At 53.0% G+C, this 15,667-nt stretch carries 13 protein-coding genes; 7 read left to right on the top strand and 6 right to left on the bottom strand.

The genetic code is table 11. The annotated features are described in order from the left end of the window. Window positions 1–156 precede the first annotated feature (156 nt). Complete coding sequence (locus tag ACF8D4_RS22705) at window positions 157–801, bottom strand: HAD-IA family hydrolase (protein WP_392465022.1); 645 nt, start codon at window positions 799–801, stop codon at window positions 157–159. A gap of 21 nt (window positions 802–822) precedes the next feature. Further along, window positions 823–1,788, bottom strand: coding sequence for a 23S rRNA pseudouridine(955/2504/2580) synthase RluC (gene rluC, locus ACF8D4_RS22710; protein WP_054743938.1), 966 nt, complete (start codon window positions 1,786–1,788; stop codon window positions 823–825). Between the two features lie 588 nt (window positions 1,789–2,376). On the opposite strand from rluC, the gene rne reads away from it, so the two are divergent. After that, window positions 2,377–5,832, top strand: a complete 3,456-nt coding sequence (gene rne / locus ACF8D4_RS22715) for a ribonuclease E (RefSeq protein ID WP_144133527.1) — start codon at window positions 2,377–2,379, stop codon at window positions 5,830–5,832. A 139-nt stretch (window positions 5,833–5,971) separates the two neighbouring features. Continuing rightward, the gene (locus tag ACF8D4_RS22720; protein ID WP_025888406.1) at window positions 5,972–7,531 is read left to right on the top strand and encodes a SulP family inorganic anion transporter; all 1,560 of its coding nucleotides are present in this window, start codon (window positions 5,972–5,974) and stop codon (window positions 7,529–7,531) included. Between the two features lie 57 nt (window positions 7,532–7,588). Here the strand turns inward: ACF8D4_RS22720 and ACF8D4_RS22725 are convergent, their stop codons facing one another. Beyond that, entirely contained in the window at window positions 7,589–8,506 is a 918-nt protein-coding gene (locus ACF8D4_RS22725; protein ID WP_144190508.1) for a bifunctional methionine sulfoxide reductase B/A protein, read from the bottom strand. 217 nt (window positions 8,507–8,723) lie between these two features. On the opposite strand from ACF8D4_RS22725, the gene ACF8D4_RS22730 reads away from it, so the two are divergent. Both ACF8D4_RS22730 and ylqF read left to right on the top strand, forming a co-directional pair. Further along, on the top strand, window positions 8,724–9,563 hold the full coding sequence (locus ACF8D4_RS22730; protein WP_025009539.1) for an isopenicillin N synthase family oxygenase: 840 nt from the start codon (window positions 8,724–8,726) through the stop codon (window positions 9,561–9,563). A gap of 77 nt (window positions 9,564–9,640) precedes the next feature. Further along, window positions 9,641–10,582 carry a ribosome biogenesis GTPase YlqF gene (gene ylqF, locus ACF8D4_RS22735; protein ID WP_054743934.1) on the top strand — a complete coding sequence of 314 codons (942 nt, stop codon included), beginning with the start codon at window positions 9,641–9,643 and terminating at the stop codon, window positions 10,580–10,582. Window positions 10,583–10,712: 130 nt separating this feature from the next. Here the strand turns inward: ylqF and ACF8D4_RS22740 are convergent, their stop codons facing one another. Both ACF8D4_RS22740 and ACF8D4_RS22745 read right to left on the bottom strand, forming a co-directional pair. Next, window positions 10,713–11,183 (bottom strand): low molecular weight protein-tyrosine-phosphatase, encoded by a 471-nt coding sequence (locus tag ACF8D4_RS22740; protein ID WP_037436514.1) that lies wholly within the window; start codon window positions 11,181–11,183, stop codon window positions 10,713–10,715. 55 nt (window positions 11,184–11,238) lie between these two features. Continuing rightward, window positions 11,239–12,207 carry a DNA ligase gene (locus tag ACF8D4_RS22745; RefSeq protein ID WP_392465016.1) on the bottom strand — a complete coding sequence of 323 codons (969 nt, stop codon included), beginning with the start codon at window positions 12,205–12,207 and terminating at the stop codon, window positions 11,239–11,241. 403 nt (window positions 12,208–12,610) lie between these two features. Here ACF8D4_RS22745 and ACF8D4_RS22750 point away from each other — a divergent pair, with 403 nt between their 5' ends. Further along, window positions 12,611–12,982, top strand: coding sequence for a diacylglycerol kinase (locus ACF8D4_RS22750; RefSeq protein WP_025009535.1), 372 nt, complete (start codon window positions 12,611–12,613; stop codon window positions 12,980–12,982). 76 nt (window positions 12,983–13,058) lie between these two features. Here the strand turns inward: ACF8D4_RS22750 and hdfR are convergent, their stop codons facing one another. After that, window positions 13,059–13,904 carry an HTH-type transcriptional regulator HdfR gene (gene hdfR / locus ACF8D4_RS22755; protein ID WP_025009534.1) on the bottom strand — a complete coding sequence of 282 codons (846 nt, stop codon included), beginning with the start codon at window positions 13,902–13,904 and terminating at the stop codon, window positions 13,059–13,061. A 110-nt stretch (window positions 13,905–14,014) separates the two neighbouring features. Here hdfR and ACF8D4_RS22760 point away from each other — a divergent pair, with 110 nt between their 5' ends. Together ACF8D4_RS22760 and ACF8D4_RS22765 are read left to right on the top strand one after the other, a co-directional pair. Next, window positions 14,015–14,449: a DUF413 domain-containing protein gene (locus tag ACF8D4_RS22760; RefSeq protein ID WP_025009533.1), complete on the top strand. Its 435-nt coding sequence runs from the start codon at window positions 14,015–14,017 to the stop codon at window positions 14,447–14,449. A gap of 20 nt (window positions 14,450–14,469) precedes the next feature. Further along, a complete protein-coding gene (locus ACF8D4_RS22765) occupies window positions 14,470–15,417 on the top strand; it encodes a RimK family alpha-L-glutamate ligase (RefSeq protein WP_025009532.1) in 948 nt (315 codons plus the stop codon). The last annotated feature ends 250 nt before the right edge of the window (window positions 15,418–15,667 follow it).

Here is a 15,667-nt window from a genome sequence, read left to right on the forward strand (position 1 = left end):
GGCATGCCTTCAGTCAGATGCCTTGAACGCCAATTGTTGTGCAAGCCAGAGTGCCACGAGGACTTATTCGCACCTTCCTTAGCAGAATACGGAAAGTAAAAGGCCTGCATCTGCAGGCCTTTTCACTGTGCACTAGGGACCGTATTCCCGTAAGCATCATAAGTGATGTAAAAGCCCCAATGGCGTGTCGATAATAGCTTTGGGCGCTGCTTCATGTAAGCGTTCGCGACTATGGGCGCCATAACTGACCCCTATGACATCCATACCGGCACTGGCAGCCATATTGAGATCGTGTACCGAATCACCCACCATCAAAGCTCTCTCAGGCGCTATCTTTAATTCAGCCAATAGCTGCTGCAGCATATCCGGGTGTGGTTTACTTCTCGCCTCATCGGCGCTGCGACTGGCATGAAAAAACTCTCCAAGCCCAGTTTCCCCCAGTACACGTTCAAGACCTGCCCTTGCCTTACCTGTCGCCACTGCCAGCAGATACTTCTCACTGCGCAGCTGTGACAGCAGTGCCGGAGTTTCACTGAAAAGTGGGCTAGGCGTGGTATCAAGCAGCAGGAACTGCTGCTTATATTCCTCTCTGAGCGCCTGATATTCGCCAACACTTCCCGCTGGATAGAGGCATTGCAAGGCCTCTGTCATAGATAGGCCAATAATGTCACGTACTGCCTGCTCCGAGGGTATAGGCAAGGCCATTACCCTTGCCGTATTTTCCATACAGCGGACAATCTTGCCTATTGAGTCCATCAGGGTGCCGTCCCAATCGAATATCAGCAGCTCGTATGCCTTCATGGCCTGTTTCCTTATTCTTTGCTATACCCGAGTAAGTTTATCCAACAACTCAAGTAACTCAGGATCCAAAGGAGCCTGCACTGTCATTTCAGTCTCTGTGTCAGGGTGAGTGAACTTAAGTTGCGCCGCATGCAGAAACAAGCGATTCAACCCGAGTGCCCGCATACTGTCATCAAACTTTTGCTCACTGTACTTTTCGTCACAGGCAATAGGATGACCGGCATACTGGCAGTGTACCCGGATCTGATGAGTACGACCGGTAACCGGGCTGGCCTGCACCAGTGTGGCACCGTCATAACGCTGCAAAATTTTGAAGCGGGTTTCCGAGGCCTTGCCTTCGGTATTTACCCGCACAATGCGTTCACCCGATTTGAGCGTCAGCTTCAGCAATGGCGCCTTAACCACCTTGTCGTGCTTTTGCCACTCACCACGAACCAGCGCCTGATAGTCTTTTTGCATCTGCTTGTGCCTGAGCTGGTCATGCAAGTGCTTTAGCGCGCTGCGCTTCTTGGCAACCAAAAGCACTCCGGAGGTGTCTTTATCCAGACGGTGCACCAACTCGAGAAACTTTTGTTGCGGTCGCAGGGATCTCAGCGCTTCAATCACGCCGTAATCCACACCACTGCCACCGTGTACGGCGATGCCGGCCGGTTTGTTCAGTACCAGAATATGCTTGTCTTCAAAAAGAATTCTGTCCTCTAGGCGCGATACCCGCTCCAGGTTGGCGGAAGGCGCCGTGCGGTAGTTTTCTTCACTGACCCGAACCGGCGGAATGCGTACCTGGTCCCCTTCGGCCAACTTGTATTCAGGCTTTATCCGTTTCTTGTTGACCCTGACTTCGCCCTTGCGCACTATGCGATAGATCATGCTCTTGGGCACGCCCTTGAGCTTGCTGAGCAGAAAATTGTCAATGCGCTGGCCAACATTGTCTTCGTCAATGGTCACCAGGCGAACTTGCTGATTGGGTGATGGCGTCTCGGTATTCATAACACTTATGTTGCGGTTCGGGGCGCGCTATTGTACAACATGTTGAGGCTTTTGATTGCCGATTTTTTTGAATTCAGCTATATTTCAGCGGCGAACCCTGCGTATTGATGAGCCATTGCTCAATCTACGAACGGTTCGAACAGTGGAAAGCGCTTGAGCGATGTCTGACCTCCGAGGTCGCAAATAGTTGATTTGCAAACCGTACATAAAAGAACACTACTGAAAAAATTGTTTTTACGGTTAAACCTGGATGGAATTACGAAATTCAGACCACTTTCAAGCCGCCACTATGCTGTTTTCGAAAGTTAATGTTAACTCGTCATCAAACGACAAGGCTCGACTTCGGCATTACCGGATTATTATTGAAGAATTTATGGGGTTGGTTGATGTTTTACAACGAATTCCTTGTTTTTGTAATCATTGAAAAATAAGCCATAAATAGGATGCGACACGCAGCGAATGCGTCTAACAGCAATGCGCACCTCCCAGCCTGGAGGAACGCCGAGAGGCGTCGCCCGAATGAGACCAGGCCCGTAATGCAGCGACCAGTACGTTTGATGACCTCTTATTAAGAAGAATGACGTCATCATGAAACGGATGTTAATCAATGCGACTCAATCCGAGGAGTTGCGCGTTGCCCTGGTTGATGGGCAACAACTCTATGATCTGGATATCGAAAGCCCAGGCCATGAGCAGAAAAAAGCCAATATTTATAAAGGTAAAATCACCCGCGTAGAACCCTCTCTGGAAGCGGCTTTTGTTGACTATGGTGCCGAACGCCATGGCTTTCTGCCACTGAAAGAGATCGCCCGCGAGTACTTCCCCAAAGGTTACTCCTTCCAGGGTCGTCCCAGCATTAAAGAAGTGGTCAGTGAAGGCCAGGAAGTCATAGTTCAGATAGATAAAGAAGAACGTGGTAACAAGGGCGCCGCCCTGACCACCTTTATCAGTCTGGCCGGCTCTTACCTGGTACTCATGCCCAACAACCCTCGCGCCGGTGGTATCTCCCGTCGGATTGAAGGTGATGAGCGCACTGAGCTGAAAGAGGCCATGGAAAACCTGGAAGTGCCCAACGGCATGGGGCTGATTGTCCGCACCGCAGGTGTTGGCAAGGCTGCCGCCGATCTGCAGTGGGACTTGAAGGTATTGCTGCACCATTGGACAGCGATTCAGGAAGCGGCCGAGAGTCGCCCTGCTCCTTTCCTTATTCATCAGGAAAGCAATGTTATCGTTCGCGCCATCCGTGATTACCTGCGCCGTGATGTAGGCGAAATTCTAATCGACCACCCACAAATTTATGCCGATGCCAAACAGCATATCTCCCTGGTACGTCCTGATTTTGTCGACAGAGTCAAACCCTACTCATCTGAAGTGCCGCTCTTTACCCACTATCAGATTGAGTCACAGATAGAATCCGCATTCCAGCGCGAAGTTAGACTGCCTTCCGGCGGCTCTATCGTTATCGATCCCACCGAAGCACTGACCTCTATCGATATCAACTCCGCCAGAGCCACCAAGGGCGGCGATATCGAAGAAACCGCACTGAACACCAACCTGGAAGCCGCCGACGAGATTGCCCGTCAGTTGCGTCTGCGCGACTTGGGCGGCCTGGTGGTTATCGACTTCATCGATATGACTCCGGTCAGACACCAACGTGAAGTGGAAAACCGTCTGCGTGACGCAGTTCACCATGACCGTGCCCGTGTGCAATTGGGCCGTATTTCCCGCTTCGGTCTGATGGAAATGTCCCGTCAGCGTCTGCGTCCGTCTCTGGAAGAGTCCGCCGCTCACATCTGCCCACGCTGTAACGGCCAGGGCACCATTCGTGGTACCGAGTCGCTGGCACTGTCGATTCTGCGCCTGATGGAAGAAGAAGCCATCAAGGAAAACACCTCTCAGATTGAGGCCATAGTGCCCGTGGATGTCGCGGCTTACCTGCTGAACGAAAAGCGCAAGGCCATACGCATCACTGAGCAGCGCCATGATGTTGAAGTCTATGTGATCCCGGATCCACACATGATGACCCCGAACTACCGCGTGGTGCGTCATCGCAAGGACGACCAGATCTCTGAAGTCAGCTACCAGCGTGTGGAAGAGCCGGAAAACAAACTGTATGAACCACGTAAACTGGAACGTGCTGCTGCACCCAAGCCAGCCTTGAGTGGTTTTGCTACACCTCTAAAGCAGGAAACTGCCGAAGCACCGCAGACAGCCAAACCGGCGGCCAAAGCCGCAGCGACTGAAGCGGCCAAGCCCGGAATAATTTCCCGTTTCTTCGCCGCCCTGAGTGCCATCTTCTCCTCTTCCGAGCCACAAACCGACAAGAAGCAGGAAAAGAGCACTAAAGATAATCAGGAAGGCAGCGGCCAGAACAACCGCCGTAACCGTCGCAATGACCGCAACGACAGACGTCGCAAGAGTGGTGATGACAAAGACGGTAACCGCGATTCACGCAGCCGCAACCGTAAATCGTCCGCCAATGAGCGCCCTGCCCGTGATAAAGACGAGCAAGGCAACAAGCGTCAGGCAAACGATACCGGCAAGCCAACCCGTGGTGACCGTAACGACAAGGCTCCCAAGTCTGAAGCTGTGGATGAACGCAAGAGCCGCAGCAAGGCCCGTGACGAAAGCGAGCAGGAACCAAAACAGGAAGCCGCCCGTGAGCGTCGCCAACGTCGCAACCTGCGTCGTAAGGTGCGCATTGAGGCCAGCGATGCACAGGAAACCGTTGACAATACAGCAGAGGCAACCAGCGCCGAAGTGAAAGCCAGCGCCCAGGCCAAACCTGAAGTAAAGGTTGAGGCAAAAACCGAGGCCAAGCCAGCTCGCACCAAAGAAAGCGATGCCAAGGATAACGCCGAGCAAACCGACAAGCCGCGTCGCAGCCGTCGTAAGCCCGCTGCAGCTCAGGCTGAGTCCAAGGAAATGGAAGTTCAGGCCGAAGTTGAAGCCAAGTCAGAAGCCAAGAGCGAAACCGCTGCCGAGCTGAAGGGTGAAGAGTCAACTCAGGTTGCCACTAAAGCCCAAGGTGCAGAGGTGTCACAAGACATTCAGGCAAGCGCCGACGTCAGCCCTGTTGCCAATGCCGAGCAAATCGCTGAAACCAGTGTTCAAGCTAATGGTGTTCAAAGTGATGCCGAAGCCATTGAGGGTGCTGAAGAAGACGATAAGCCCAAGCGCGAAGGCCAACGCCGTAGCCGCCGCAGCCCTCGTCATCTGCGCGCAGCCGGTCAGCGTCGCCGCCGTACTGAACAGGAAGGCGAAGAGTCTGAAAGCACTGAAAAGGCAAGCACTGAAAAAGCAGCCTCTGAAGTAGCAAATAACGCTAAAGAAGAGGTTGTCGCCGAGGCATCAGCGCCTGCCGCTGCCGTTGAAGTCGCCGCTGAGCAAGCAAAGCCTGCCGACAAAGCTCAAGAGCAAGCTGAACCTCAAGTTGTTGCCAAGCCGGCTCCTCAGGTTGAAGCCAAAGCTGAAGCAACAGCCGAAGCTCAGGTTGAGACCAAGCCTCAAGCCGAGGTCGCTGCCAAGGTAGAAGTCGTTGCCGATGCAAAAGCCGCCGAAGTCGAGGTAAAAACTGAGCCCAAAACAGCAGAAGCCGAGCCAGTGACAGCGCCTGAAGCCCAAGCTGAAAAAGCTGAAGTTGCAAAAGAAGCTGCGCCATCAAAAGCGGCAGAGAAAGCGAGCGAAGCGCCCAAGGCAAAAGCTGCTGAAGAGATTGCATCCAAGCCCAAGGCAGAAACTGCATCGGCAAGCGTCGCCGCCTCTGCCCCTATGGCCAAGCCGGCTGCTATCAGCCGCCCTGCGCGCCAGTCAAGCAATGAAGCCAAGGAAAGCCCGGCAGCAACACCTGCAACAACCCAGGCAAGCGCCACACCAAGAGTCAGTCGCTTCAGCACTATGGTTGGCTCAGATACAACCAAGCCACAGGTGGATCAACGTGCTCACGTTGAAGTGCCCAAAGGCCGTGAGTATCAGGCCAATGGCGAAACCGCGCCACGCAAGAGCCATGGTAACAGCGCCGAGTCAGATATGGCCCGTCCCTGAACCTAAGTGTTACTGAGAAAAAACCATGCCCTCGGGCATGGTTTTTTTATTTTGATCTGCTTCACACTTCTGTCACAACAGAAATTTTGCTAGTATGCGCAACTTTGTTTTTAACCCTCAAGATGGGATCCCAAGCTGAATGTTTGAACTGATACGCCATAAAACCAGCAGTCACAAGGCGGATATACTCTCCGGCCTAACGGTTGCTATGGCGCTGGTGCCCGAAGCGGTAGCCTTTGCCTTCGTTGCTAAAGTAGAGCCTATGGTGGGCCTTTATGCCGCCTTTATCATGGGACTGATCACGGCCCTCATCGGCGGCCGTCCCGGCATGATCTCAGGCGCCACCGGCGCGATGGCCGTGGTCATGACCAGTCTGGTGGTGTCCCACGGCGTCAGCTATCTGTTTGCCGCCGTAGTGCTGGCCGGGATAATTCAAATTACCGCCGGAGCACTGCGGCTTGGCAAGTTCATTCGCATAGTGCCCTATCCTGTAATGATAGGCTTCGTCAACGGCCTGGCCATAGTAATATTCCTGGCGCAACTGGGGCAATTTCAGGTCAAAGTCGGCGAAGAGGAGATGGCCTGGTTACCCGGTGCAGATATCTGGCTGATGCTGGCGCTGATAGCCATGACTATGGCTATCATACATTTTCTGCCTAAGCTGACCACAGCCGTGCCTTCATCCCTGGTGGCCATACTGGCAGTAACCGCTCTGGTGGTGGGCCTGGATCTGGATACCCGCAACGTGCTTGATTATTTGCGCAATATGAGCAGTAATCCTGAGGCAACTATCGCCGGCACACTGCCAAGCTTTGCCATTCCGGCCGTACCCTTCAACCTGGAAACCCTTTATATCATAGCGCCCTATGCCGTTATCCTGGCAGCGGTTGGCCTGATTGAATCTCTACTGACCCTGACTGTGGTCGATGAGATGACCCAGACCCGCGGCCGTGGCAACAAGGAATGTGTCGGCCAAGGCGTGGGTAACGTCACCAGTGGCTTTTTCGGTGCCATGGGTGGCTGCGCCATGATTGGTCAGTCGATGATTAACATCAACTCAGGGGGCCGCGGTCGTCTTTCCGGGATCACCGCCGCCCTCACCTTGCTGTGCTTTATTCTGTTTGCCGCCGCCTTTATCGAGATGATCCCGCTGGCCGCCTTGGTCGGGGTCATGTTTATGGTGGTACTGGGAACCTTTGAATGGGCCAGCTTTAAAGTGATGCGCAAGGTGCCCAAGCACGATGCCTTTGTTATTGTGCTGGTGACTGTGGTGACGGTATTTACCGATCTGGCGATTGCGGTATTTGTCGGGGTGATAGTATCTGCGCTGGTATTTGCCTGGGAGCATGCCAAACAGATCAGTGCTCAAAAGAGTATAGATGCCAACGGTTGGGCAGTTTACCGCCTCAATGGCCCACTGTTTTTCGGCTCGGCGGCTTCGTTCCTTGAGTTGTTTGATGCCAACAATGACCCCAAGGATGTCGTGGTCGACTTCCAGTCATCCCGGGTCTGTGACCACTCGGCTCTCGATGCCATAGACACCTTGGCCGAGCGCTATGTGAACCAAGGCAAACGCCTGCATCTTCGTCATCTTTCCAACGACTGCAAGCAGTTGCTGCACAAGGCCGGCGATCTGGTGGAAGTCAATCTGATTGAAGATCCCAGATACAAGATTGCCGACGACAAGTTAGACTCGTAAATTAACACTGTCCAGACCATAGAAAAACGGCAAGCTGAGGCTTGCCGTTTTTTTATTCTACTTCAGCTTGGCACTGAAACGCCGTCGCACCTTATCCAGCTTGGGTTTAATCACCAAGGCACAATAAGGCTGCTCACCATGGAGCGCAAAATAGTCGTTATGATAGTTCTCCGCCGGATAGAAACCATCAAAGGCGGTCAACTCTGTCACTATCGGTGCACTAAAGACGCCTTCCTCATCCAGCGCCTTAATCATGGAGGACGCCGTCTCAATCTGCTTATCCGAGTGCGCGAAAATCACCGAACGATACTGAGGCCCCACGTCGTTGCCTTGGCGATTCAAGGTGGTGGGATCATGACTGGCAAAGAACACTTCCAACAGCTCGGAATAGCTGATGACAGTGGGGTCAAAAACTATCTGCACCACTTCGGCATGGCCGGTTGCGCCGCTGCATACCGCCTTGTAGTTGGCATCTTTTGCCGCGCCGCCGGCATAGCCGGAAGTCACTTGCGTAACCCCGGCCAAGCTTAAAAATACCGCCTCTGAGCACCAGAAACAGCCACCGCCCAGGGTGGCCGTCTCCAAACGCTTTTCAGTTGCCGGCTGCTGAGCCTCGGCATCATCTATGGCCTCAAAGACCATGGAGACAGAATTGACGCAATGTCGCAAGTTCTTGGCCGTTAATCCCTCTCCTTCAAACACATGTCCCAGATGACCACCACATTGACTGCAAACGATTTCTGTTCTGCGACCATCGGCGTCGGGTATCCGGGTGACGGCACCAAAGATTTCATCGTCAAAGGCGGGCCAACCACAATGGGCATTGAATTTATGCTCGGACAAATACAAGGGGGCACCGCATTTACGGCACAGATATCGCCCCTTGGCATTGTGTTGATACAGCTCTCCACTGAAAGGGCGCTCTGTGCCTTTTTCCTCTATGACATAACGCTCAAACTCGTTCAGGGGTTTCATTTAACGCTCCTCGATTGCTCTGCGTAACCCATAAGACCCGAATTGCAGTGGTTACCGTTCACTCTAGTTACACAGAGCCATAAAAGTGACTTGGATCACTTTACGTTGCCCCTATAAAGACATCAAGGTAGACTTGCGCCCGGGTCACCCGACTGCCAACAAAATGTCCTTAGAGACACGAGTATCGGGTCAATAAAAATAACCAAGAAAGATGATGATGAAACTGGAAACCATAGACTATCGCGCCGCAGATGCTGCCGAGCGCTTTGTAGAATCCCTGCGCAGCACCGGCTTTGGCGTGTTGCGCAACCACCCTATTTCACAACAGTTGGTGCAGGATATCTACCGCGACTGGCAGGAGTTCTTCAACAGTGAAGAAAAACAGGCCTTCATGTTCAAGCCGGAAACCCAGGATGGTTTCTTTCCTGCGAGCATTTCAGAAACCGCCAAAGGCCATACAGTCAAAGACATCAAAGAGTACTTTCACGTCTACCCCTGGGGCCGCATTCCTGAGCAATTGCAGGACAACATCCTCACCTACTACCAAGAAGCCAATGCGCTGGCCGCCGAGCTTCTGGACTGGGTCGAGGCGCACTCGCCTGCCGAGGTGGCAGCCAACTACCGCACTGCGCTGTCGCAAATGATAGCCAATAGCCACAAGACGCTACTGCGGGTACTGCATTATCCGCCAATGACAGGTGATGAGACCCCGGGCGCCATTCGCGCCGCCGCCCATGAGGATATCAACCTGCTTACCGTATTGCCCGCCGCCAACGAGCCCGGGCTACAGGTGAAAAGCCTCGATGGAGAATGGCTGGATGTTCCCAGCGATTTTGGCAACCTTATCATTAACATAGGCGATATGCTCCAGGAGGCTTCCGCCGGTTACTTCCCATCGACCACTCATAGGGTGATCAATCCGGAAGGTGCCGATATGAGCAAGTCGCGGATCTCACTGCCGCTGTTCCTGCACCCTCGCCCCGACGTAGTGCTGTCAGAGCGCTATACCGCCGACAGCTACCTGATGGAGCGCCTGCGCGAACTTGGGGTTATCTAGCGCCTGCGGGCGCTTTTTTCAGTTCGGAATGCTACAATAGCGCTCTTTTTTTCAGTTTTCAGCAGGATAAGCAATAGATGGCGATTCAATGGTATCCGGGACACATGCACAAGGCCCGCAAAGAGATAGAAGAGGTGATGCCTCAGATAGATCTGGTGATCGAAGTGCTGGACGCCCGAATACCTTACAGCAGTGAAAACCCCATGGTGGCCAAGCTGCGCCAGGACAAGCCTTGTATCAAGTTGCTGAATAAGTCTGATCTGGCCGATCCCGAGATAACCAATCGCTGGATTGAGTACCTGGAGCAGGAACAAGGAGTGCGGGCACAAGCCATCACTACCCTGCAACCGGCCATGGTCAGAAAGATCCCCGAGCTGTGCCGCAAACTGGTCCCCGTGAGCGAAGGTGCGCTCAAGGATATTCGCACCATGATCATGGGCATCCCCAATGTGGGCAAGTCTACCATCATCAACACCCTGGCAGGCCGGGTGATTGCCAAGACAGGTAATGAACCTGCGGTGACCAAGGCGCAGCAAAGGATCAACCTCAAAAACGGCATAGTACTGTCTGACACGCCGGGGATCCTTTGGCCCAAGGTGGACAATGAAGCTTCGGGTTATCGCCTGGCGGTCACAGGTGCCATCAAGGATACCGCCATGGAATATGAGGATGTGGCCCTGTTTGCCGCAGCTTACTTCCTGCATGCCTACCCGGAGGCGATGATGGAGCGTTATAAGCTGACCTCCCTGCCCGCCACCGATATCGAACTGCTCGAAGAGATAGGCCGCAGGCGCGGCGCCCTCAGAAGCGGCGGTCATATCGATTTGCACAAGGCCTCGGAACTGCTGCTGCATGAGTTCCGCTCAGGGAAAATCGGCCAGCTGTCCCTGGAAACGCCAGAAATGGCCCAGGCAGAAGAGGTCGAAGTGGCCAAGCTGCTGGCGGAGAAAGAAGCCCTCAAGCAGGCAAAGAAAGAAGCCGATAAGCTGAAGCGCTCCGGCAAACGCCATCAGGGTTAAGCTTCCCTCAAGAAGCAAGCTTAATTGAAACAGGCCACAAATCGTGGCCTGTTTTGTATGTCACTTATCCAACCAATTATCCAACTAAATTCCGCATAAGCTTTATGACTTTAGTCCTTTGCAGAACCGCTCACCGCGCCGGCGGGATACTCCTGGGCCTGGCGGCCTGGATCCTGGCAAACAGCCCGGCAATACTCAACTCCAACAGATCCAAAACCTGTTCAAATCCGCTGTCGCCACCATAGTAAGGATCCGGGACTTCCCTGATGGGAGTATCGGCAAAGTCCAGCATCAAGGCCAGCTTGTGTTTGTAAATCTGGGGACAAGCCTCATGTAGGGCCTGAAGATTCTCACGATCGGCCGCCAGAATAAGATCGAAATGGGCAAAGTCCCGCGTACACACCTGCCTGGCTTTGATCCCTGAAAAGTCCAGCCCGCGCCGCTCACCTGCGGCGCGGGCGCGCCTGTCCGGTGACTCCCCAGCGTGATAGCCTATGGTACCGGCAGAATCCAACTCCAGTGTCAGTCCCATGGCCTGAGCCTTGGCCCGGGCCACAGCTTCAGCGCTTGGTGAGCGGCAGATATTGCCCATACAAACCATCAAGATACGGTTGATTTCGCCCTCGCTGACACTTGGTACGCTTTGAAATTCCACCTTAAGGTTCCTTATTGGCTGACTCGGCAGGATTGCGTTCCGCAGCCGGGTCGGCGGCAGAGACTTTTGCCTCAATAGCCTCTGCCGGGAAACTGAGTCGATAGTCGGATCTTACCCTAAGGAAGCGGGCAAACCTAGGCTTGCCGCCCGAGGTCAGCCCGGAGAAAGCAAAGGTCACCCAGGTTCCGGGAAGTGGCGGTGAAGCCCTCTCGGCATCGGTGAAACCTGTTCCCAGACGAAAGCTTACCCCAGCCTCGGTTTCCACCAGCAAGGCGCCCATCATGCCTTGATACTTGCCCTTTCCCGGAAGTATCGCCAGTACTCGCGCCTCGGCATCTTCCACAGGTTTGAGTTTTAACAAGGCATCACTGCGCCCCGCCAGATACATGGCATCGATGCGTTGCGCCATCAGGCCTTCGCCCCCTTTGGCCACCACCTGTTGTAACCACAGATGTAACTCTTGCGTGCTGCTCAGACGCCGCTGCTCGATGACATAGAGATAAGGGGTCAGTTGGTGATACTGCTTGAACGCCTGATAACGTTCGGCAAAAGCCATTTTCAGCCCGGGGGCATCGAACAGATAAAAACCCAGCTGGCGCCAGGAGTCTGCTTCGCCTAAACCTCTGGCCAGCAGCGATGCAGTATCAAAGCTGTGATAGCCGCCCCAAAGCTCTCCTTCGAGTGCCACGGCAGGAAAGTCCTTCACAAACCAAATTGGTGCAGGAATCACTCTGCCCGAGCGGCTCAGCAAACGCCTGCCGTCCCATCTGGCGCGAACACCATCGAGTTTTTCACTGACAAGAAAATCCTTGATTTCGGCCTTCTGTTGTTGCCAACGACCGGCCAGCTCCGGGGCCGGTAATTCTCGTTCGGCGGCCGGAAACGAGAGCAGAAAAGTTTGCAGCAGTAACAGCATGGCCGGAAAACGCTTAAGATATGCTGTTGTCGGTAAAGATTGCGGATATTGCATAAGCCCTCCCTGGCTATCGACCAATTGCCTGCTACATCCTATAGCAGAGATCAAAACTACAAAGAGTATAGAAAGTCGTGGCGGTTATGGTGACAACTAGTGTAACGATTATCGAAACGGTCCTCCCCCTTTGCCAAACCTTCCGCCTTGGCATAATAACGGCCAAACACCCGTGGTAGGTGCAGTAACTGTTATATCAGCGGCAAGATGAGCTGCTATAATGCCGCCGCACCTTGGAAACCTCAGCGCCACTGCACTAATAGTCAAATTAGTCACTAGTGACCAACGCGAGGTCAATAAAGGAAGCGACAAGTTGCAACCCCATTAGCCCAGGAACCTTTCACGGTTCAGCGGGTCTTTATACAGCAACCGGCCATAGCCACAGATCAAGAATTGAGAGAATATGAAACCCGCCAACAATCACGGACTGAAACGCATTTTCCGCGCCACCGGCTTTTCCATCAAGGGCTTATGCTCAGCCTGGAAACATGAAGCCGCCTTTCGCCAGGAAGCCGTACTGGCATTGTTAATGATCCCGCTGGCGTTATATCTGGATGTGGCCAAGACAGAAAAATTACTGCTGATAGCGACGGTATTTATCGTCATTATTACCGAGCTGTTGAATTCGGCCATTGAAGCGGTGGTCGACAGAGTGGGCGATGAAATTCACCCCTTGAGCGGCCAGGCCAAAGATATTGCCTCGGCGGCAGTCTTTATCAGCCTGTGTTTATGCGGCCTGACCTGGGCCGTGGTTATCTGGCCTTTGGTGTTCTAAAGCGCTTTGGTATTTTGAATGCTTCAGTAGTAAGGCAACCGGGCATCAAGGCAAAACGCTCAATGCCCGGCCAAATTTAGAACTGACTTCTGAGGTAGTTGACCGCTTGCAGTATCTGCTCCAATCGGTCGTTGCCCGGTAAGTAGGCTACGTAAACATTGCGCCTGAGCGGTGTCTTATCATCAATCACAAACAGCTCCCCTTTCGCCAGATAAGGTTCAATCATGTTTTGCGGCAAAAATGCACTGCCACCATTATTGAGCAGAAAGTCCAGCGCAATACGAGCCGAGCCGGTATGCAGCACAGGAATGGGTAACTCGGCATAGTCTCTGGCATGTTGGATATTGAATGCCGTGCCCCAATCGACCTTGATGTAATGCCTGTCCGTCAGTTCATCGACGGAGGAAGCCGCCTCTGTGCTCACCAGATGCAGCGACACCTCTCCTATCTGCAACAATTCAAACTCTTCCAGCTTAGGGGGGTCAAAGGCAATGGCCAGATCCAGCGTTCGGTCCATCAACTGTTTGGTCATGGCCGCCGGTGCCAGAATTTCGGTGCGCAGCGCCACTCCGGCAAGCCCCTGATGTAAACCTTGCATATATCCCTGCAGATAAGCGTCCCAGATATTGGGCGCCGCACCGATAACCAGTTGCACCGACTGGTGTTCACTCAGGGAGATATCCTGTTTGGCCCGCTCCCAGGCGGTCAGTACCGCTTCGGCATGCGCCAGCATCCGCACCCCGGCCGGGGTCGGTTGTATGTTATTTCGCTGCCGTTCAAACAGCTCGACCCCGAGAATACTCTCCAGCTGCTTAACCCTGAAAGATACGGCACTGCGGGTCAGATAGAGGTTTTCGGCGGCCTTCCCAAAATGGCGGGTATGGGAAACTTCCAGAAATGTCTTGAGTAAATCCGTGTCCATAAAAAATTCTTTATCGTCATAGACAAATTTTTTTGATTTATAAATCAATCATACTAGCCAATACTCTGCTTGCAAATCTCCTCAAGAACCATTTTGTAAGGAATATCGCCATGTTGACCACGACTCCTTCACCATCGGCACTGCAGAGTGCATCTGTGCAACAAGCCGCCAATGAGAGTTTCGTCAGCGAACGCCGTTTCTATGACGACAAGAACTTCCCCAAAGGCTTTCGCCGCAGCGGGGATTTTACTTACAACGAAGCAGAATTACTCGAAAAACATGGCGTTGCCATGCAGGCTCTGGCGGAGGGACGCCAAGCCCCCCGAAATCCGGAGGAGAGTCATTTTGTTGAAGTTGTCCGCGGAAATTCCGCTCCCGGTAGCTTGTTGGAAAAGATCTGGGTAAAGTATGTCAAGTTGGCTTCTGGGAAGCCTTTCTACGCAGTAGTCGGCACCACTTTAGTGAAAAAGGCCGATGCTGAGTATATCGACGATATGATAGATGACGATGTTCAGGATGAGCCTGAACTTGAGGATGACCAATGAAAATTAGGGTTTGCGACTAAATGCGTGGTTGGATTTTATATAAAGAGACCGCGACTCAGCTAAAACCTGAATTGTATGAAATAAACCGATTGTTGGAGGCCGCCAAGGCCGACAATATCGAACTTGAGGTCTATGCTCCCGATGAGTTTGACCTCACAGTGACCCGAGAGGACAACAAGAGTATTTTACTGAACGGGCAACCAGTAGAGTTGCCCGATTTTATTATTCCCCGTATGGGCTCGGGTACCACCTATTTTGCCTTGGCGATTATCCGCCACCTGGAACGTCTTGGCGTTTATTGTCTCAACTCTTCCAAGGCAATAGAAACCGTTAAGGACAAGCTGTTTTCCCAGCAACTGTTGGCCGAAAAGAATCTGCCAACGCCCAAGACCATGCTGGTGAAATTCCCGGTTGATGTTGACTTGGTTGAACGTCATTTGGGTTTCCCTGTGGTGATCAAGACACTGTCCGGCTCGCAAGGCAGCGGCGTGTTTCTGTCACACAAGGCACGTGAGTTCGATGATCTGATGCAGCTTATCGAGGCCACCAACAAGAATGCCAACATCATTCTGCAGGAGTTTATCTCCAACAGTCATGGCCGGGACTTGCGAGTCTTCACCATAGGTGGCCGGGTAGCGGGTTGCTACGAGAGACGCGGCCAAGAGGACAGTTTCAAAGCCAATGTCAGCGCCGGTGGCTCAGCCAGCCCCTTTGCGGTCACACCTGAAATCGAGTGGCTGGCAACCCAGACCGCCAACATACTGGATCTGGATGTTGCCGGGATAGATCTGCTGTTTGACAACGGTCACTACAAGATTTGCGAGGCCAACTCCTCGCCGGGCTTTGAAGGACTGGAGTCCTGTCTCCACCTGGATATAGCAGCACAAATACTGCACTTTATCCGTATCCGTTTGGGCATGTTCAACAAGGACTCCAAGAAAAGCGACAGCAGCGAGTCCGAGGCCTGATCCGAACACGAGCTTTAATATCAGACTGAAGCGCTCCTTTATGGGGCGCTTTTTTGTGGTAGATCATAAAAAACCACACATTTGTAAACATTCTATTCACAAAAACCATCATTCTGGTTTAGACTCTTTGCAGTCGCGCGGATTTTCAGCATTCGAAAATACAAGAAGTGTCATCCTGCAAACTACAGCTGGCAAGCACTCAAACCGCGCACGTGCCAATTTATCCCGGAAAAGGAATCTCTGAGAAGGC

The sequence above is a fragment of the Shewanella sp. YQ_9 genome (assembly GCF_043103185.1).
Classification (GTDB): Bacteria; Pseudomonadota; Gammaproteobacteria; order Enterobacterales; family Shewanellaceae; genus Shewanella; species Shewanella algae.

Coding starts and splice junctions, on each gene's coding strand:
- ACF8D4_RS22705 (WP_392465022.1), bottom strand. CDS start 801: ATGAAGGCATACGAGCTGCTGATATTCGATTGGGACGGCACCCTGATG.
- rluC (WP_054743938.1), bottom strand. CDS start 1,788: ATGAATACCGAGACGCCATCACCCAATCAGCAAGTTCGCCTGGTGACC.
- rne (WP_144133527.1), top strand. CDS start 2,377: ATGAAACGGATGTTAATCAATGCGACTCAATCCGAGGAGTTGCGCGTT.
- ACF8D4_RS22720 (WP_025888406.1), top strand. CDS start 5,972: ATGTTTGAACTGATACGCCATAAAACCAGCAGTCACAAGGCGGATATA.
- ACF8D4_RS22725 (WP_144190508.1), bottom strand. CDS start 8,506: ATGAAACCCCTGAACGAGTTTGAGCGTTATGTCATAGAGGAAAAAGGC.
- ACF8D4_RS22730 (WP_025009539.1), top strand. CDS start 8,724: ATGAAACTGGAAACCATAGACTATCGCGCCGCAGATGCTGCCGAGCGC.
- ylqF (WP_054743934.1), top strand. CDS start 9,641: ATGGCGATTCAATGGTATCCGGGACACATGCACAAGGCCCGCAAAGAG.
- ACF8D4_RS22740 (WP_037436514.1), bottom strand. CDS start 11,183: ATGGTTTGTATGGGCAATATCTGCCGCTCACCAAGCGCTGAAGCTGTG.
- ACF8D4_RS22745 (WP_392465016.1), bottom strand. CDS start 12,207: ATGCAATATCCGCAATCTTTACCGACAACAGCATATCTTAAGCGTTTT.
- ACF8D4_RS22750 (WP_025009535.1), top strand. CDS start 12,611: ATGAAACCCGCCAACAATCACGGACTGAAACGCATTTTCCGCGCCACC.
- hdfR (WP_025009534.1), bottom strand. CDS start 13,904: ATGGACACGGATTTACTCAAGACATTTCTGGAAGTTTCCCATACCCGC.
- ACF8D4_RS22760 (WP_025009533.1), top strand. CDS start 14,015: ATGTTGACCACGACTCCTTCACCATCGGCACTGCAGAGTGCATCTGTG.
- ACF8D4_RS22765 (WP_025009532.1), top strand. CDS start 14,470: ATGCGTGGTTGGATTTTATATAAAGAGACCGCGACTCAGCTAAAACCT.